Origin of the sequence: Cohnella rhizoplanae (assembly GCF_948329515.1) — a bacterium.
In the GTDB taxonomy this organism is placed as follows: Bacteria; Bacillota; Bacilli; order Paenibacillales; family Paenibacillaceae; genus Cohnella; species Cohnella rhizoplanae.
In genome coordinates this window covers 243,598-261,009 of the sequence record NZ_CAOJCN010000003.1, presented here as the reverse complement: position 1 = coordinate 261,009, position 17,412 = coordinate 243,598, and the positions used below count along the sequence as shown (strand labels likewise).

General features: G+C 62.4%; 16 protein-coding genes. 4 read left to right on the top strand and 12 right to left on the bottom strand.

All coding sequences use genetic code 11. The annotated features are described in order from the left end of the window. Positions 1 to 55: 55 nt before the first annotated feature. From PQG80_RS07880 to PQG80_RS07855, 6 genes are all read right to left on the bottom strand, one after another. Positions 56 to 358 carry a hypothetical protein gene (locus PQG80_RS07880; protein ID WP_271750714.1) on the bottom strand — a complete coding sequence of 101 codons (303 nt, stop codon included), beginning with the start codon at positions 356 to 358 and terminating at the stop codon, positions 56 to 58. Between the two features lie 20 nt (positions 359 to 378). Beyond that, positions 379 to 3,858: a PAS domain-containing hybrid sensor histidine kinase/response regulator gene (locus PQG80_RS07875; protein WP_271750713.1), complete on the bottom strand. Its 3,480-nt coding sequence runs from the start codon at positions 3,856 to 3,858 to the stop codon at positions 379 to 381. Positions 3,859 to 4,051: 193 nt separating this feature from the next. Then, positions 4,052 to 5,311 carry an MFS transporter gene (locus PQG80_RS07870; protein WP_271750712.1) on the bottom strand — a complete coding sequence of 420 codons (1,260 nt, stop codon included), beginning with the start codon at positions 5,309 to 5,311 and terminating at the stop codon, positions 4,052 to 4,054. 41 nt (positions 5,312 to 5,352) lie between these two features. Further along, entirely contained in the window at positions 5,353 to 5,793 is a 441-nt protein-coding gene (locus PQG80_RS07865; protein WP_271750711.1) for a MarR family winged helix-turn-helix transcriptional regulator, read from the bottom strand. Positions 5,794 to 5,931: 138 nt separating this feature from the next. Continuing rightward, positions 5,932 to 6,714, bottom strand: coding sequence for an enoyl-ACP reductase FabI (gene fabI, locus PQG80_RS07860; RefSeq protein WP_432432728.1), 783 nt, complete (start codon positions 6,712 to 6,714; stop codon positions 5,932 to 5,934). A 168-nt stretch (positions 6,715 to 6,882) separates the two neighbouring features. Next, positions 6,883 to 8,196 (bottom strand): MFS transporter, encoded by a 1,314-nt coding sequence (locus PQG80_RS07855; RefSeq protein ID WP_271750709.1) that lies wholly within the window; start codon positions 8,194 to 8,196, stop codon positions 6,883 to 6,885. A 119-nt stretch (positions 8,197 to 8,315) separates the two neighbouring features. Here PQG80_RS07855 and PQG80_RS07850 point away from each other — a divergent pair, with 119 nt between their 5' ends. Beyond that, positions 8,316 to 9,245 (top strand): metallophosphoesterase, encoded by a 930-nt coding sequence (locus PQG80_RS07850; RefSeq protein WP_271750708.1) that lies wholly within the window; start codon positions 8,316 to 8,318, stop codon positions 9,243 to 9,245. A gap of 79 nt (positions 9,246 to 9,324) precedes the next feature. Here PQG80_RS07850 and PQG80_RS07845 read toward each other — a convergent pair whose 3' ends face one another. Further along, positions 9,325 to 9,828: a ferritin gene (locus PQG80_RS07845; protein ID WP_271750909.1), complete on the bottom strand. Its 504-nt coding sequence runs from the start codon at positions 9,826 to 9,828 to the stop codon at positions 9,325 to 9,327. 208 nt (positions 9,829 to 10,036) lie between these two features. Between PQG80_RS07845 and PQG80_RS07840 the strand changes: the two genes are divergently transcribed. Next, the gene (locus PQG80_RS07840) at positions 10,037 to 10,840 is read left to right on the top strand and encodes a formate/nitrite transporter family protein (RefSeq protein ID WP_271750707.1); all 804 of its coding nucleotides are present in this window, start codon (positions 10,037 to 10,039) and stop codon (positions 10,838 to 10,840) included. Between the two features lie 19 nt (positions 10,841 to 10,859). After that, positions 10,860 to 11,774, top strand: coding sequence for an L-lactate dehydrogenase (locus tag PQG80_RS07835; protein WP_271750706.1), 915 nt, complete (start codon positions 10,860 to 10,862; stop codon positions 11,772 to 11,774). A gap of 96 nt (positions 11,775 to 11,870) precedes the next feature. Here the strand turns inward: PQG80_RS07835 and PQG80_RS07830 are convergent, their stop codons facing one another. Both PQG80_RS07830 and PQG80_RS07825 read right to left on the bottom strand, forming a co-directional pair. Continuing rightward, the gene (locus PQG80_RS07830) at positions 11,871 to 12,248 is read right to left on the bottom strand and encodes a hypothetical protein (protein WP_271750705.1); all 378 of its coding nucleotides are present in this window, start codon (positions 12,246 to 12,248) and stop codon (positions 11,871 to 11,873) included. An 88-nt stretch (positions 12,249 to 12,336) separates the two neighbouring features. After that, positions 12,337 to 13,401, bottom strand: coding sequence for an FUSC family protein (locus PQG80_RS07825; RefSeq protein WP_271750704.1), 1,065 nt, complete (start codon positions 13,399 to 13,401; stop codon positions 12,337 to 12,339). A gap of 310 nt (positions 13,402 to 13,711) precedes the next feature. On the opposite strand from PQG80_RS07825, the gene PQG80_RS07820 reads away from it, so the two are divergent. Beyond that, on the top strand, positions 13,712 to 14,830 hold the full coding sequence (locus tag PQG80_RS07820) for an iron-containing alcohol dehydrogenase family protein (protein WP_271750702.1): 1,119 nt from the start codon (positions 13,712 to 13,714) through the stop codon (positions 14,828 to 14,830). Positions 14,831 to 14,988: 158 nt separating this feature from the next. Here the strand turns inward: PQG80_RS07820 and PQG80_RS07815 are convergent, their stop codons facing one another. From PQG80_RS07815 to PQG80_RS07805, 3 genes are read right to left on the bottom strand one after another with little or no spacing between them, the layout of a single operon-like run. After that, on the bottom strand, positions 14,989 to 16,323 hold the full coding sequence (locus tag PQG80_RS07815) for an LLM class flavin-dependent oxidoreductase (RefSeq protein WP_271750701.1): 1,335 nt from the start codon (positions 16,321 to 16,323) through the stop codon (positions 14,989 to 14,991). Between the two features lie 43 nt (positions 16,324 to 16,366). Continuing rightward, positions 16,367 to 16,897, bottom strand: a complete 531-nt coding sequence (locus tag PQG80_RS07810; RefSeq protein ID WP_271750700.1) for a GNAT family N-acetyltransferase — start codon at positions 16,895 to 16,897, stop codon at positions 16,367 to 16,369. 2 nt (positions 16,898 to 16,899) lie between these two features. Beyond that, entirely contained in the window at positions 16,900 to 17,412 is a 513-nt protein-coding gene (locus PQG80_RS07805) for a DinB family protein (protein ID WP_271750699.1), read from the bottom strand.

The following is a 17,412-nucleotide window of genomic DNA, read 5'->3' as shown; positions in this document are numbered from 1 at the left end:
GCTTTATGCCCCGGCGTTTTTTTAATGCAATCCTTCTATCCGCGTAACGCGCCCTTCATGCCATCCCGAAACGTCTGAGCTGTTCCCATTGACCTTCGCTCCGCAAGATCTCGGCCTGCTTGTCCCCGATCAGGTCGAAGTGCGGGAAGGGTGTCCGCTCATGAATATATGCCGGGTTCAGACCATAGCGCCGGCACCAGTCCGCCAGCTTGCCCAGATCGTCGCAGCCCACTTTCGTGATCGTCTTGACGCCCGGGAATCGGGGTTCGAACCAATAATGCGTGAGAAAGGCGATATGGCCTTCAGCCACGTTCCGCTTCCAGGCTTCGAGCTCCTCGCGTTTGACGCCGAACGCCATGCACCGTCATCCTCCTTGCGTTATGCTCTGCCGGCGCGCCTTGCCTGGATTTCCTCCGACCATTTGAACAGCAGCTCGTGGATCTCCGCCGGCCGGATCGGCTTGCTCATGAAGTCGTTCATGCCGACCGCCATGCAGGCCTCCCGGTCTTCCTGGCGGGCGAAAGCCGTCAGCGCCACGATGACCGGACGCCGGTGCTCCGGCAGCGCCTCCTTGATCCGGGCGGCGGCTTGCAAGCCGTCCATCGTCGGCATCTGAACGTCCATCAGCAGCAGGTCGAACGGCATCTCGAGCGCGGCGTTTACGGCTGCCTGTCCGTCCGCGGCGATCGTCGGCTCGTAGCCCAGCTTATTCAGCATGGCGCGAATGATCTGCTGGTTCACCGCATGGTCCTCGGCGACCAAAATGCGCATCGGTCCGAAGCGCGGTTCCGCCTGGCCGGCGAATCGGCCGTGCCCGCCCGGCGCGCCGGACGATCCTGGCGCTTCCGACGCGGCTGCGTGCTCGGGCATCGCGTTCGAGGACAGCGTGAACCGGAAGGTCGAACCATGCCCCTCGATCGTATCGAATCCGATCGAACCGCCCATCAGCTCGACCAGCTTCTTGCAGATCGACAGGCCGAGCCCGGTCCCCCCGTACTTGCGGGTCGTGCCCGAGTGGAGCTGGGAGAACGACTGGAACAGCTGTCCTTGCTTGTCCTTCGGAATGCCGATTCCCGTATCCTGCACCGCGAACTCGACCAGCATCGCATCCTTGCTCCGAGACGGCATCGCCCGGACGAACAGGAATACCGAGCCGGCGTCGGTAAACTTGACCGCGTTGCTCATCAGGTTGACGAGCACCTGCCGCAGGCGCACGGAGTCGCCGAACATCAGCTCCGGCACGTCTCCTTCGTACCGGAGGCCGAGCTCGATTTTTTTCTCCGCCGCTTGGACCGCGAACAGCTTGACGACTTCCTCTACCGTATCCCTGACGGAGATGGGCTCGAAATGAAGGACGAGCTTGCCCGCTTCGATCTTGCTGAAATCGAGGATCTCGTTCAGGATGTGCATCAGCGACTCGCTGCTCTGGCTGATGACCTCGGCGTAGCTCCGCTGCTCCGGCGTAAGCTCGGTATCGAGCAGCAGTCCGGTCATGCCGATGACGCCGTTCATCGGCGTCCGCAGCTCGTGGCTCATGACCGACAGGAATTCCGACTTGGCGCGGTCCGCTCGCTCCGCCTTTTCCTTCGCCTCGATGATCTCCCGCTCGCCGGTGACGTCGCGGAAGACGACGACGGCCCCTTGGGGCGCGCCGTCGTCGTAAGTCGGCGAGATCTGGTAATCCGCCAGGAAGCTCGTGCCGCTGCTCTTCCAGAAGACGGCTTCCTTGTCCTGATAAGCGCGGCCGTCCCTGAGCGCCCTGATCAAGGGGGACTCGTCGTCCCAGTAGCTAAGGCCGTCCGGCCCCGTCTGCAGCAGGTAGCGGAGCGCCGATATGTCCGGCAGGTTGTTCTCGTGGATTCCCAGCATCCTGGCGCCGGATTGATTGATAAAGGTGAAGTTTCCTTCCTGGTCCAGGCCGAAGATCCCCTCGGATACTGTATTCAGGATTCGCGCATGCTCGTCGTTCAGCTTGTGGATGCGCTCGGTATGCCGCTTGGACTCCGTGATGTCGGTCGCGATGCCGTAGAATCCGACCGTCTCGCCGTCCACGACGATCGGCACGTTCGTTATGCTCGCGGCGAGCAGCTCCCCGCTCCGGCGAATCAGCCGCGCTTCGTACGTTTGCGGCGTGCCTCGGATCGCGAGATCCATGCGGGACGTCAGCTTATCCACGTCTTCGGGATGCGCGAGCGACGCGAACGTGAGCGTGCGCAGCTCCTCCAGCGTATAGCCCGTGAGTTTCTCCATCGCGGGATTGATCTTCGTGAAGCGGCCGTCCAGATCGAAGGAACAGACCGGCGTGCTGTTGAGGTCGAACAGGCATCTGTACCGGCTCTCGCTCTCCGACAGCTTTTCCTCGGCCCGCTTGCGCGCGGTAATATCGATGGAAATGCCGAATACCCCGACGACTTCGCCGTCCACGACGATCGGAATATTCGATACGTTGGTCTCGATCTCCCTCCCGTCTTTGTGGATGATCGTGATCTCGTAGTTCTGCGCCTCGCCGCGCGCGGCCAGCTCGAAGTGATGCGCCGTCTTGGCGACGTCCTTGGGCGGCACGAGCGGACCGTAATGCATCCCGATCAGTTCCCCGAGCGTGTAGCCGGTCAGCTTTTCCAGATTCGGATTGGCCGTCAGGTATTCGCCCTTGAGGTTCATCGAATAGACGGCGGACTGGTTGTATTCGAAAAGCGACTTGTAGCGCTGTTCGCTCTCCTGCAGACGCTGCTCGAACCGCCGCCGTTCGGTGAGGTCCTGGACCGAGCCGAGCAGACGGGCCGGACGTTCCTCCTCGCCGTCGATCACTTCCCAGGTGCCCTCGAGAAAACGCACTGAGCCGTCGGGATCGACGACGCGATAGGCCACCGAATCCTTGAGCGCTTCGGCGGACACTTGGTTCAGATGCTGCCGGATCACCTGCCGGTCTTCCTCGGGCACGTTCGCCAATACCGCCTCGACGCTGTCCGGCTCGAACGTCTCCGGCAGGCCGAGCAGACGCTTCGCGCCCTTGGACAGTACGATGGCGTCCTCGGCCAGATTGATCTCGTAAGTCCCCATCTTGGCGATGCGCTGCGCTTCGTCCAGCTTGTCCTCGTACGCCTTGCGGTCGCTCACGTCGCGGGCGACCGACAGCACCCTGTCGGCCTGCTCCGTCTCGTCCCAGATCACCTGCGACCAGACCTCGAACCACAGGTACTCGCCGTCCTTGCGTCGCACCCGGCGCAGGAAGAACCGGTCGTCCGCGAACAGCTTGCCCGGCTCGGCCATCTCGTTAGCGTCGTCGGGATGGTAATAGTTGGTGCGCATGCTGCCGGTCATCTCCTCGGGCGTATAGCCCAGCACGACCGTGCAGGAGGGAGAAATGTAGACCAGCTCGCCCTCGAGCGAACTGACCGAGACCAGATCGTGCGAGTTGCGGGTCAGCAGCATGTACAGATGACGATTGTCGAGCACCGGGATCCGTTCCGTCTTCATGCTCGTGATATCCAGCATCTCCGCGCATAGATACAGGGCGGCGTCCGTATCCGGGTCGCGCACGGACGACAGCCGCATGCGCACCCATACGAAGCGGCCGTCCTTGTGCAGCAGGCGCTTTTCGATTTCTTCTATGTAACCCGGCCTGGCCTTGCACCGGTCGGCCGCTGCCCTGTAGAACGAAGGCCGTCGTGGATCGCGGTCGGTAATATCGGGAAACGGCACCCCGAGGAGATCTTCTTCCTGGTAGCCCAGCATACCGCATAATGCGGGATTAAGCTTGAGGAGCGTATCGTCCGAAGCCGATATGACAGCGAAGCCGTTCAAGGAGAAATTGCTGGCCTGCTGAAAAATGATGCCGTAATCCAGGGAAGAAGTCATCCGGGAGCCTCCAAGTATGGGTAAGTCGCAAGTCTATGCGCGCGGTGTCAAAATTTCGTTATGATTATACCATGCTCGGATCAGGATATAGAAAAATGATGCGTCGCGCCCGTGCATGGCTTCCTCCACTAATAAACCGCTTTACAACCTCGCGAATCATACGCAAGCACCCGAAATTCCAGCGACTCGCCGATCATGCGGACGGCCGCGCGCCGGCTCTGGACGCGCGGGCCCCCAAGACGAACCGCATGACGATATACAGCGCGAGAAAAGCGGCCATGATCATCGCGGAATAATCGTACATGCGCGCGTATCCCGTATGGGCGGCGATCGCTCCGAGCAGGACGGCCCCGACGGCGACGCCCAGATCGGTCGAGTTGTAATACATGCTGTTGGCGAAGCCGTGGCGCTCCCGCGGCGTGCTGCGCAGCATCCAGGCCTGAAGCGTCGGCTGGATCGCGCCGAAGCCCAGCCCGTACAACAGGGCGGAGACAATGAGCTGCGGCATCCCCGTCGCGCCGGACAGCACGAGCATGCTCGCCAACACGAACGCGGCAGCCGGGATCAAGACGGAGGCATGGCCCCTGCGGTCGAAGACCCGTCCGGCGACAGGCCGCACGAGGATAACGGTGATCGCGTTGAACAGGAAGAACAACCCGACTTGATCGATATGAACGCTCTCCCCGAACAAAGCGATGAAGCTGAGCAGGCCGCTGTAGGTCACCGACAGCAGCAGGTTCAGCAGCGCGGGCAGGAGCAGCGGCATGACGGACCTCGCCGATGCGGACCGGTCGTCAGCCGATTCGGGCGCTTTTACCGATGCGGTTATGCTCGCCGGCCGCGGTTGGCTTGCGTCGTTACCGCGCGCTTGCCGGCCGCCGACGGCGCCGGATAACAGAAGCACGCCCGCCGACAGCGCAGCGGCCGCGGCGCCGGACAGCGCAAGGGCTGGGAATCCGAATCCCTGCATGAGATTCATGCCGATCATCGGTCCGAACGACATCGCCAGACTCGTCGACAGTCCGAAGTATCCGATGCCTTCGCCGAGCCGATCGCGCGGGATGATGCGCGACACGAGCGTCGGAATGATCGTGCTCGCGGTCCCGAAGCCCACGCCGTACAGAATACGGATCGCGATCAGCGATCCGACCGCGTTCGCGTAGCCGCACAATGCCGTCGTCAGCAAGGCCAACGTCAAGCCCGCATACAGCAGCGCGCTCCGTCCGAGTCTGGGCATGAGCGCCGCCGTCGCGAACCGGCTGGCAATCGCGGCCAGTGCGAACGTCGCGGTGACGAGGCTGACGGTCAGATCGCCGCCGCCCAGCTCGCCTTTCACGTAGACCGGCAGCGACGACAGCAGCATTTGCAAATTGAGAAACAATAGAAAGAAGCCCAGCGTCAAGCCGATAAACGACTGGGTCCAAAGCGGGGCGGATTTTTCTGCAGCGTTCATGATGTGATGTCTCCTTCGCATGCTTGACTTGAGGCGCGCCTCTATTCCTTCTGCGATTCCAGATGCTTGCCCACGCGGTGCAGCAGGTCGAGCAGCGTCTCCCTCTCCTCTGCGGTCAGACAAGACGACACATCTTCGACCGTGGCGGCCTCGATCGGCTGCGTCCGCGCGATCAACCGCCGCCCTTCCGCCGTCGCATCGATCCATATCGCACGGCGGTCGGTTTGGTCCGGCCTTCGGGCAAGCCATCCCTTGCGCACGAGATGATCCACGATTCGCGTCGTGGTCGGCTTGTCCTTGCCGGCACGCTCGCCGAGCTCGCGCTGGATCAAGCCGTCCGCCTGCGCGGCGTAGTAGAGCACCGACCACTGCTCCGGCGTAATATCGTAAGGCCGCAGCCGATGCAGCAGCAAATTCGACATGCGTCTGTAGACCAGCCCCGTTACGAAGCCGAGCGAGCCGTTCAACCCTTCTCTGGACATGTTCAGTTCACCTCAAATTAGTTGTCATGACAACTATATAATAACTGGCGCACGCCGTCAAATCAAAATCGAACGAGGCCATGAACTAAAATCAGGCCGTCCCCCTGCCGCTTCGCGACGGAGAGGACGGCCTGCCGGTCAGCCCGCGATAATATGGAAGCCGGCGTCTACGTGAAGCACCTCGCCCGTAATGCCGCGCGAGAGCCCGCTGATCAGGAACATCGTCGCGTCGCCTACTTCGGACTGGTCGACGTTGCGGCGGAGCGGCGCCTTTTCTTCGACCGTGTTCATGATGTCGTTGAAGCCGGAGACGCCCTTCGCCGCCAGCGTGCGAATCGGGCCGGCCGACACGGCGTTGACGCGAATGCCGTATTTGCCGAGGTCCTCGGCCAGGTAGCGGACGCTCGCTTCGAGCGCTGCCTTGGCGACGCCCATGACGTTGTAGTTGCGCATGACGCGCTCCGCCCCCAGGTACGTCTGGGTGACGATGCTGCCGCCCTCGGTCATCAGCGGCTTCGCGGCCTTGGCGACGGCGACCAGCGAGAAGGCGCTCGATTCCTGAGCGAGCAGGTACCCCTCGCGCGACGTGTCGACGTACTCGCCGCCGAGCTCGTCCTTGTCCGCGAACGCGAGAGAATGCACGACGCCGTGCACGACGCCGGCCTCGGAGCCGATCTTAGCGAACGCAGCTTCGATCGACGCATCGTCCGACACGTCGCATTGCACCGTCAGCAGCGGCACGATGCCGCTCTCTGCCAGCAGCTTCGCCAGCTTTTCGTACGATCTTTCCTTGCGGTACGTGAAGATGAGGCGGGCCCCCTGCGCATGCAGCGACTTGGCGATTCCCCAGCCGATGCTGCGTTCGTTGGCGATACCCATCACGATGACATTTTGACCGTTAAGCAATCCAGACACTTCCATCTACCTCCGCTTGCGCTATAAACTCGAGATGCTTCATTATAGCCCAACGCAGCGTCGAAGGACAGGCTGGCGGTTCCAGGCAGACGCATCGCGGAGCAGGCCGCAGAAGTCATGCGCAGAAGTCACGCGCAGCAACAATCCGGCGCTCACCCTACCTGATATGCCTAGTCAGCCGGCGTTCCCCGCCGATTCTGCGACCGGGGCATCGGGATCTACGCCCTTGGTTTCCGTGCCGAGCGCGAGCAGGACGACCACCCCGACGGCGATCGCGACGCAGAAGATCAGGAAGACGCCGTTAATGCCCATCCCGCGCTCCAGCAGATAACCGACGAGGTAAGGTCCGATGACCCCGCCGATGCGGCCGAACGAGGCGGCCATCCCCACGCCCGTCGAGCGGATGCGCGTCGGATATAGCTCGGGCGTATAGGCATACATCGCGCCCCATGCGCCTAGATTAAAGAATGACAGGCAGGCGCCCGACGTCATGAGCATCGCGTCGCTGGTCGAAGCGCCGAACCACCAGGCGCATAGCGCGGTGCAGGTCAGATAGATCGTCAGCACGGGCTTGCGTCCCAGCTTTTCGATCAGCCAGGCCGCGCTGAAGTATCCGGGCAGCTGGGCGAGCGTCATGAATAGGACGTATTCGAAGCTTTTGACCAGGCTGAAGCCCTTGAGCACCATTACCTGCGGCAGCCATAGGAACATCCCGTAGTAGGAAAAGACGACCGTGAACCACAGCACCCAGAGCGCTATGGTCGACGACCGATGGCCCGGCGCCCAGAGCTGGGCGAACCGGTCGCGGAGCTTGACACGCGCGCGGGATCGCTGCTGCTCCTTGAATCTCGGCGGATCCTGCACCGCGCGGCGCAAGTAGAGGGCGTACAGGCAGGGCAGCGCGCCGATGACGAAGGCGGTCCGCCAGCCATAGTCCGGGATCACGAAATAGCCGATGAGCGCGGCGGCGATCCATCCGACCGCCCAGAAGCTCTCGAGCAGCACGACGGCGCGCCCCCGGTCCTCCGCCCGCACCGACTCGGACACGAGCGTCGAGGCCACCGGCAGCTCGCCGCCGAGGCCGAAGCCCGCCGCGAACCGGAGCAAGCACAGCATTGCGAAGCCCGTCGCGAGCGCGGACAGTCCGCTGGCGACGCTGAAGATCAGCAGCGTGGCGAGCAATATCGCGCGCCTGCCGTATCTGTCGGCCATCGAGCCGGCGACGGCGGCGCCGACCGCCATGCCGACGGAGCCGATCGCGGCGAGGAAGCCGAGCTGCTGCTTGCCGAGATCCCAATCGGCGGCCAGCGCGGCCGCGACGAACGAGATGAGCCCGACGTCCATCGCGTCGAACAGCCAGCTGAGCCCGGCGCTCAGCAGCAGCTTGCGCTGCCGTGTATTTCCGGGATTCCCGCCGTTTCCGTCATGACCGGTCCGCCCGATCTGCCCGTTTCGGCCTGCCCTTGCGTTCGTTAAGGCTCTCGCCATCGGCCATCTCTCCCTTTCCGCTGAATCGCGCTTCCCCTAGTCTTACCCGTTATCGGCCGTATTTTGTTCGGCGGCTCATTTTTTGATACATTTAGAAAATGGGAGAAGGAGGAAGCGCGATGCCGGATACGGAATGGCTATGGTTAATCGGAGTGGCGGCGGCATTATTCGCCGTCTTCATGGTCGGCGGCATATACGGCATATTCATTGAGCCGTCGAGGCTCGCCGTGACCCGCCGCGAGATCGCGTCGGCATGGCTCCCTGCAGGCTTCGACGGTATCAAGATCGTACAAATCAGCGATACGCACGTCGGGCCTGACTATACGACGGCCAGCCTGAGCAAGCTGATCGACGCCGTCAACGCGGAGATGCCGGACATCGTCGCGTTCACGGGCGACCTGTTCGACGCCAGGAGACGCAATCCGGAGCGGGAGCGGGATCTGTCCCCTCTGCTGTCCCGTATCGAGGCTCCGCTCGGCAAGTTCGCGGTCTACGGCAATCATGACTTCGGCTACGAGCGGACCAAGCGCAGCACCAATCCGTCGCTCGCGCGCGCAGGCTTCGACCTGCTGCTCAACGAGACGAGAAAAATCCGCTTGCCCGGCGGCGAGCATCTGTCGGTGTCCGGCCTCGACGACTATGTGCTGGGCAGGCCGGACCCGGTCCGCACGCTTGCCAAGCTCCGTCCGGACGGCTTCAACCTGCTGCTCGTCCACGAGCCGGACGTTGCGGCTTCGCTCGCCCGATATCCGATCGATCTGCAGCTGTCCGGCCACAGCCACGGCGGGCAGGTGAAGCTCCCGATCGTCGGCGCGCTCGTCCGCACGCAGCTAGGCAAGCGGTATCTCTCCGGGCTGCACGTCGTATCCGACCGGCGCCGGCCTCGCAGGCCGTACCTGCTGTACGTGAACCGGGGGATCGGCACGACGCGCCTGCGCGTCCGGTTCGGCAGCGTGCCGGAGCTCTCCGTGTTCACGCTGCGGCGCGAAGCGCGGCGCGACAGCTCGATCCAGCCAAGCGGGCCGCTCGATGAAGGAAGTCCACGCTAGCGCGGCAACGCAAACGAAGCCCGGGAGATCCGACTCCCGGGCTTCGATCGTTGCTGCTATGCAAAGTGAATATGTAACGTTATTCCGCAGGCGGCGTGAAGGAGCGCTTCGCGAACTCGGCGTCCATCATGAAGAAGGCGTTGCTGTCGTTGTCGATGCGCTTGAGCTTGGAGATGATGCTGTCGAACAGCGCTTCTTCTTCCACCTGCTCGTCGATGAACCACTTCAGGAATTGGATCGTCGCATGCTCCCGGTCGTTCAGCGCCAGGTCGGACAGATGGTAGATGCGGCGCGTGACCTCCTGCTCGTGCTCGTAGGCGTGCTCGAATACCTCGAGGATGGAGCCGTACTCGTTCTGCGGATCCGGAATGCCCTTCAGCTTCACCTTTTTGCCGCGGTCGTTCAGGTATTTGTAGATCTTGGACGCATGGAAGCGTTCCTCTTCGGCTTGAATGACGAAAAAGTTCGCGAAGCCGTCCAGGCTCTCCGCCGAGCAATAGCCGGCCATCGCGAGATAGACGTGCGCGGAATGCAGTTCAAAGTTAAGCTGCTCGTTCAGCGCGTCGTGCAGCGTATCGTTCATCATGGTCAGCGCACCTCCAGGTCGTATTGTGTTCGAACGTCTCATATTTTACCACATTCCTGCCGACTCGCCCATGGGAGGACGCCGATCGGCGCAATACCCACCGGTCTCCGCGTTTCGGGGTAATAAACGATAGACCTGGCTCGCGTGCCGTGGCATAATCGAAGCAGGATTGGGCATCTATGGGAATGAGCGAGGCGGTGAATCGATGGAAACGGAATCTCTGCGCATGGTCGAAAAACTGGCGGAGAAAAAAATGAAAATTTTCAAGCAAAGCAAGCTTCGCTATCTCGCCCGCTCGGCGCTCGCGAGCATGTTCATCGGCTTCGGCGTCATCGTCGCCTTCAAGACGGGCAACTACTTTTACCTCGAGCACTCCCCCCTGACTTACCCCATGGCGGCGATCACGTTCGGCGCGGCGATCATCCTGATCGTGTACGGGGGCGGCGACCTTTTCACCGGCAATACGTTCTATTATTCCTACACGGCGCTGCGCAAAAAAATCAGATGGTCGGACACGATCAAGCTGTGGTGCTGGAGCTACGCGGGCAATATCGTCGGCGCCTGTCTGTTCGCGTTTATGATCTTCGCCACCGCCCTGTTCAAGGACGCGAGCGTGAACGGCTTCCTCCTCAGCGTCGTGGACAAGAAGATGCACACGCCGGCGGTCGAGCTCTTTTTCCGGGGCATCCTGTGCAATTGGCTCGTCTGCCTCGCCTTCTTCGTCCCGATGTCCATGAAGGAGAACGGCGCCAAGATGTTCGCGATGATGCTGTTCGTCTTCTGCTTTTTCATCTCGGGCTACGAGCACAGCATCGCCAACATGTGCACGTTCGCCATCGCGCTCGTGCTGCACCATCCCGGCACCATCTCGCTCGGCGGCGTGCTGCACAACTTGATTCCTGTGACGCTGGGCAATCTCATCGGGGGCGGCGTACTCATGGCCTACATGTATTATTATGTAAATAAGCCGTTCATGGACGACATCGACAAATCGCAGGACCCCCATTAAGGACGAGGAGAGGATTCGGATGAAAAAAACGAGAATCGTGGTCATCGGCGCGGGAGCCGTCGGTTCGACGACTGCCTATACGCTCATGCTGCGCAACCGGGTGGACGAGCTGGTGCTCATCGACGCCAATCACAAAAAAGCCGTCGGCGACGCGCTCGACATGAATCACGGCATGCCGTTTCTCGGCGGCGGGGATCTGTGGGCGGGCAGCTACGAGGATTGCAAGGATGCGGACATTATCGTCATTACGGCCGGCGCCGCCCAACGCGAAGGCGAATCGCGGGTCGATCTGCTGAAGCGCAACGCCGTCATCATCGACAGCATCGTCGAAGAGGTGCTGAAGTATAATACGACGGGCATCCTGCTCATCGCCTCGAATCCGGTCGACATTATGAGCTATATCACGTGGAAAAAGTCCGGCTGGCCGGTCGAGCGCATCATCGGATCGGGCACGCTGCTCGACAGCGCGCGCTTCCGCTACTTGATCGGCGAGAAGCTGAAAATCGACCCGCGCAGCGTGCACGGCCATATCGTCGGCGAGCACGGCGACTCCGAGCTGCCGCTGTGGAGCCTGGCCAACGTTGCCGGCGCCGAGCTGTCCTTGAGCGACGCCGACAAGGACGAGATTTTCGCGAATACGCGGGACGCGGCCTACCAGATCATAAGCGCCAAGGGAGCGACTTATTACGCCATCGCGCTCGCGCTCGACCGAATTTGCACCGCGATCCTGCGCGACGAAGGCGCTGTGCTGAACGTCTCCACGCTCCTCCGCGACTTTCACGGCGTATCGGACGTATTCCTCGGCGTCCCCTGTGTCGTGGACCGGCAGGGCGTCCGCGAGATCATCGACATCCAGATCTCGGACGCCGAGCGAGAGCTGCTGCACCGTTCCGCCGGCAAGCTGCGCAGCCTCATCGCGAGCATCGGCGCTTAACGTAGGAATGAAAATCTTGCAAATAAACAAACAGACCCCCTCCCGTCTAACTCAGACGGTCAGGGGGTCTGTTGCTTGCGCGCGCGCACGGCGCGCTTACTCGTGCGCGATGAGGCCGAGGCGGTTGCGCCAAGCGACGGGAACGTCCGTCGCCGGCGTCCTGCGGTCGCCCTCCGCAGCCTGCAGGCCTGCGAGCTCGCCCGACAGTTCGCCGAACCAAGCCGCGTCGCGGATCGCCAGCGACACGTCGATCAGGTTGCGAAGCTGCTCCTCGTTGTAGTGCGCCGTCTGCGGCAGCGCGCGAAGCGCGCCCGCGGGCACGACGATCTCGGTGCCGATCGCCTCGTCGCGGTCCGACGCGGTGACGAATATGCCAGCGGCGCCTTGCATCGACAGAATCGAATTCACGAAGCCCTGGATCAATTCACCTTGTTTGGTCGTGCCGGCTACCCATTCTCCTATTTCAAATCGCATGCAAATCACCGCCTGTTCGTAAGGATGAGCCTTTTTGCCATTTTTGGCTCCGGCTATACTGTTATTATAATGGTTACAGTTCATTCCGTCAAGCCGTCTTCCGCCCGCTCGCACGCTCGTACGCTTGGCCGACCTCGGTCAGCATGCGCCCGAGATCCGCGTACACGCTGCCGATCAGCTTGAGCCGTTCGGGGTCCGCGCCGGTCATGCTCTGTCTCAAGCACTCCAGCTGCACGGGGGCGGCGTCCTCGACTGCCTCGCGCAGCCGCTGGCGCGACTGAGGCGACAGGTCCGAGACCGTGTCCGCATAGCGGTCGACGCAGTCCGCCGCCGCGACGAGCGCAGGAACGAGCTCGGGGATGCGCAGCCCCGCGGCCTCCATCTCGACCAGGCTGCGGGCGATCCCGCGGGCTTGAACCGACAGATGCTCCAGCCGATCCATGGCGTCCGACACGCGCTCGACGCGATCGCGGCGCCCGCGGCCGAGCGGCACGAACTTCAGGCTCTGCCTGGCGAGCGCGGTCGCTTCGTTTCCTTTCTGAATAAGCCGCAGCAGTCCCCTCGCATCCTCGAGCACCCATGCCGGGCGCCGCTCGCCTCTGACCGCCTTGTCGTAATCCCGGAGCACGTCGGCGATTCGCTTGCCCAGCCCGGATGCCGCATGAAGCGCCTCATGCGTCGTATCCCGCGGCACGAGCGCCAGGTTGACGACGACCGCCACGCTCGAGCCGAGCAGCGTCTCGAGTATACGGTATGCCGCGTAGCCGTTCGCGTTGCCGAACGCAAGCACGAGCAGCGCGGTGACGCCGATCTGCGCGCCGATCTGCGCATTGAGGCGCAATGCGCGCGATACCGCAAGTCCGGCCAGCACGACCAGCGCCACCGTCCACGCGTTCACGCTCAGCCACTGTCCGGCCAGCAGGCTGATGCCGATGCCGACGACGATCCCCACGATCCGGTACAGGCCCTTCTGGATCGAATCCGCCACCGTCACCTGAAGCGTCAGGATGGCGGCGATCGGCGCGAAGTATGGATACGAATTCGGCGTTGCGGCGACCGCCAGCAGCCAAGACAGACCGCAGGCCAGCGCCGTTTTAACCGATTGGAGATCGATGCCTGTCTTGCGCAACCACAGGAACGCGTCCCGCGCCATCCCGATTCACTTCCCCCGCCTTAATAGCCTTATTATATCAAGCCTTATGCAAGTTTGAAGCTGCGCAGCGGCACAAGAGAAATCGCATCTATCGTTTATATAGAACATTTGTAAGTTAGATCGGGAAAATCTATCGCGACCGCCGTTGACTCCACATCCTGTTCAACCTATACTCGAAATATAACCTATTATTCCAACATATTTAGTGTGTTTTATATTTTGCCGGATCGCCGGGGACCGCCTGCCTCCGCGAAGCGACGCCAAGCTCGCCGGGTACCGGTCCTTTGTGACCACGAAGGAGGCATATCGGATGATCCAGATCAAAGCGCCTGCGCAATATTGGAATCGACCGGGCGTGCTTAGGGAAGCGGCGCCTTGGGCGCCCTACGCAGGATTAAAAGCGGTCGTAATCGGCGGACATACGGCTTGGCGCAGCGTATCGGAAGGACTGCTCGGCCGCTTCTACGACGACAGGATCGCATTCGCTTATTACCCTTTTGAGGGGTTCTGCACCGCATCTAAGATCGACCGTTACAGCGAAAAGGCAGCTTCCTTCGGCGCGGAGCTCCTCGTCGGCATCGGAGGCGGCAGCGCGCTCGACTTGGCCAAGGCCGTGGGACAGCAGCTCGGCTTGCCGGTCGTGACCGTGCCGACCGTCCCCGCCACCTGCGCGGCCTGGTCGGCTTCGGCCGTGTTGTACGACGACGAAGGCCGGATCGCCGGCTCCAAGGCGCTGGCCGGATCGCCCGCGCTCGTGCTGGCGGACGCCGATATTCTGGCCGATGCGCCCATCCGTTACTTGGCGGCAGGCATCGCCGATAGCGTCGTCTTGTGGTACGAGACGCGGATCAACGTGTCCTACGGCAGATACGGCCGGCTCGACGGGCGCATCAACTGGCATACATCGCTGCTGGCGCTCGAGATCTTGAAGCGCGAAGCGATCGCCGTCTACCGGGAAGCCGAAAAGGAAAAGAAGCATCCGGCATTCTCCGACGTCGTCGACGCGATCTTCCTGCTCGCGGGTCTTGCGGGCAGCGTGAGCGGCGAAGAGAAGCGCGCGGCCTTCGCCCACGCCATTCACGACGCGCTGACTTGGTTCCCGGAGACGCAGGGCACGCTGCATGGCGAAAAGGTCGCCTTCGGCTTGCTCGCGCAGCTGTCGCTTGAAGGGCATCACGAGGAAGCCGCTTACTGGGCCGGCTTCTATCTGCAGCTTGGACTGCCGGTCACGCTCGCGGAATTCGGCTTTGCCGGCGCCGCCTCCGAGATCGCCGCGCGTGTCGCCGCTTTTGTGCCCTTTGACGCGGACACTGCCAAAGGCTTGGCATTCCCGGTCAGCGAGCGCCTGCTGGCCGAAGCGATCGTCCAGGCCGACATCATCGGCCGGCGCGCAGCCCGAATCTCATCGGCCGTGCCTCCGGCCATCTGAAGGCCCGGCCCCACCGTCCTATGGCGCCGAATGCGTTCTCCGTCATCGCTTCTTCGCGCTGCCGACCTGACGGTCGGCAGTTTTTGTCTGCCCGGCCGGAGGCCAAAAAGGGATGAAGCGGCGCATCGGCGCCGCTTCATCCCTACATCTAATTTCGGTTATACCTGAACGGACGCCCTCGCCTGCGTATGCCGGTTGGCCGGAATCGGCACGCCGAGATTGCCGCGCAGCGTATCGGCTTCGTATTCGGTGCGGTAGATGCCGCGTTCCTGCAGCAGCGGCACGACATGCTCGACGAAGTCGTTCAGTCCGCTCGGGAACGCGGAGTGAATGATAAATCCGTCCGAGGCTTCTTCCTCATGCCATTGCTCGATCAGGTCCGCGATCCGCTCCGGCGTGCCGATGAAGGCCGTCCGCGGCGTCGCCGCGCGAAGCGCGACCTGACGGAGCGTGAGCCCCTGCTCGCGCGCGTCTTTCTTGATCTTGTCCGTGCCGCTGCGGAAGCTGTTGCTGCCGAGATCGCCGAGATCGGGGAACGGTTCGTCGAGCGGGTACTGGGAGAAGTCGTGATGCTCGAAAAACCGGCCGAGATAATCCAGCGCCTTGTCGATCGACACGAGATTGGCAATCTCCTCGTACTTGCATTCCGCCTCCTCCTGGGTGCGGCCGATGATCGGTCCGATGCCCGGCAGGATGACGATGTCGTCCCGCGACCGGCCGAAGGCGACCGCGCGGTCCTTCACGTCTTTGTAAAAGGCCTTCGCTTCCTGCAAGTTCTCCTGGCCGGTGAAGACGGCATCCGCTTCCTTGGCCGCGAGGTTCTTGCCGCTCTCCGACGAGCCGGCCTGGAAGATGACCGGCTGGCCTTGCTTCGACCGCGCGACGTTCAGCGGTCCTTCGACGGAGAAGTACTTGCCCTTATGATCCAACCTGTGCATTTTGGAAGGGTCGAAGAACACGCCCGACGCCTTGTCGCGCACGAACGCGTCGTCTTCCCAGGAATCCCAGAGCCCCTTCGTAACGGCCAGATATTCTTCGGCGATCTGATAACGCTCGTCGTGGGTCGGATGATCCGTCTTCCCGTAATTGCGCGCCGAGCCCTCGAGCGGCGAGGTAACGACGTTCCACCCGGCGCGGCCCCCGCTGATCTGGTCGAGGGATCCGAACTGCCGGGCGACGGTGAAGGGCTCGCTGTAGGATGTGGACAGCGTGCCGACAAGTCCGATCCGCTTCGTAACGGCGGCCAGCGCCGATAGAATGGTGATCGGTTCGAAGCGATTGAGGAAGTGAGGGATCGACTTCTCGTTGATATAGAGGCCGTCCGCGATGAAGACGAGGTCGAACAAGCCTTCTTCCGCCTTCTGGGCGGCCTGGACGTAGAACGGCAGGCTGACGCTGGCGTCCGACGGGATCTCCGGATGCCGCCATGCCGAGATATTGCCCCCGACGCCATGGATAAGGGCGCCGAATTTCAGCTTTTTGCGTGCGCTCATCGTAATTTCCTCCTTTAATATAGCAGAGATGTCGCCGCGCGGATTAAATCTTCAGCAGCGCGGCGTCGTTCAGGTGCAGACGGTAGCTCTTGACGAGGATATCGCCGTTGTATATGTCTTTGTCGTAGGCGCGCTCGAAGCCGAGGCGCTCGTACAGCCGCACGGCGGAGGCCATGAGATCGGAGGTGTGAAGGTGGAGCGTATCCGCGCCGTACGCCCTTGCTCGCTTCGCGGACTCGCGGAGCAGCGCGGTGGCGACGCCGTGGCCGCGGGCTTCGGGCTTTACGGCGATCAAGCGTATGATCGGGGATTCGATGCCGAGGTCGCGGCCGTAAGCGACGAGCGAGGAGTCGAACAGCACCGCGCTGCCCACGAGCCTGCCTTCCCACTCGGCCACCAGGCGGGCGGTCGGACCCGGCGCGTCGACCGACTCGGCGATATTGTTCCTGTACTCCGCCCACCGGTCCTCGGGCATCGTGCCCTCGTATTGACCGTAAGCCGCGAGCAGTACCTCGCGGATCGCTTCGCGGTCCCGGTCTTCGGCATCGCGGACTTGAACGGCGGATTGCGCCATGGTCAAGCCCCCTCTCGCGCGGACGGCAACGGCTCGAGTCCGCGCGCAGCGGCTTCGGCTGCCTTGATCCGTTCGATCTGGCCGACATGATGGGCGGCATGCGCCGCGAAGCCGCGTACGACGTCGGCGAGCTTTATCCGGTCGCCTTTGGCGTTGACCGCTTCCTTCTCCCAATCCGCGGGGGACAGCCGGCGCAGCAGGAGAACGTTGTAAGCCGCGAGCGATCCGAAACCCTCCAGCACGTCCGCCGCCTCCGCTTCATTGCCGTACTGGCCTTCGACCCAGGGATCCTGGTTAAATGCGGGCAGGCGCGTCTGCGAGCCGGACAAGATCTCGCGGATGCGGAAGGAGACGACGATCAAGTGATCGGCCAGGTGGACGAGCACTTCGGTCGCGCTCCATTTGCCCGGTCCGGGCTTCCAGGTCAACGCGGCGACGTCCAGCCCGCGCACGGCTTCCTGAAGCGAAGAATAAGTATTCGAAAAAGCCTCGATATCGGCATTGTGATTGCTCAT

Coding starts and splice junctions, on each gene's coding strand:
- PQG80_RS07880 (WP_271750714.1), bottom strand. CDS start 358: ATGGCGTTCGGCGTCAAACGCGAGGAGCTCGAAGCCTGGAAGCGGAAC.
- PQG80_RS07875 (WP_271750713.1), bottom strand. CDS start 3,858: ATGACTTCTTCCCTGGATTACGGCATCATTTTTCAGCAGGCCAGCAAT.
- PQG80_RS07870 (WP_271750712.1), bottom strand. CDS start 5,311: ATGAACGCTGCAGAAAAATCCGCCCCGCTTTGGACCCAGTCGTTTATC.
- PQG80_RS07865 (WP_271750711.1), bottom strand. CDS start 5,793: ATGTCCAGAGAAGGGTTGAACGGCTCGCTCGGCTTCGTAACGGGGCTG.
- fabI (WP_432432728.1), bottom strand. CDS start 6,714: ATGGAAGTGTCTGGATTGCTTAACGGTCAAAATGTCATCGTGATGGGT.
- PQG80_RS07855 (WP_271750709.1), bottom strand. CDS start 8,196: ATGGCGAGAGCCTTAACGAACGCAAGGGCAGGCCGAAACGGGCAGATC.
- PQG80_RS07850 (WP_271750708.1), top strand. CDS start 8,316: ATGCCGGATACGGAATGGCTATGGTTAATCGGAGTGGCGGCGGCATTA.
- PQG80_RS07845 (WP_271750909.1), bottom strand. CDS start 9,828: ATGAACGATACGCTGCACGACGCGCTGAACGAGCAGCTTAACTTTGAA.
- PQG80_RS07840 (WP_271750707.1), top strand. CDS start 10,037: ATGGAAACGGAATCTCTGCGCATGGTCGAAAAACTGGCGGAGAAAAAA.
- PQG80_RS07835 (WP_271750706.1), top strand. CDS start 10,860: ATGAAAAAAACGAGAATCGTGGTCATCGGCGCGGGAGCCGTCGGTTCG.
- PQG80_RS07830 (WP_271750705.1), bottom strand. CDS start 12,248: ATGCGATTTGAAATAGGAGAATGGGTAGCCGGCACGACCAAACAAGGT.
- PQG80_RS07825 (WP_271750704.1), bottom strand. CDS start 13,401: ATGGCGCGGGACGCGTTCCTGTGGTTGCGCAAGACAGGCATCGATCTC.
- PQG80_RS07820 (WP_271750702.1), top strand. CDS start 13,712: ATGATCCAGATCAAAGCGCCTGCGCAATATTGGAATCGACCGGGCGTG.
- PQG80_RS07815 (WP_271750701.1), bottom strand. CDS start 16,323: ATGAGCGCACGCAAAAAGCTGAAATTCGGCGCCCTTATCCATGGCGTC.
- PQG80_RS07810 (WP_271750700.1), bottom strand. CDS start 16,897: ATGGCGCAATCCGCCGTTCAAGTCCGCGATGCCGAAGACCGGGACCGC.
- PQG80_RS07805 (WP_271750699.1), bottom strand. CDS start 17,412: ATGAGCAATCACAATGCCGATATCGAGGCTTTTTCGAATACTTATTCT.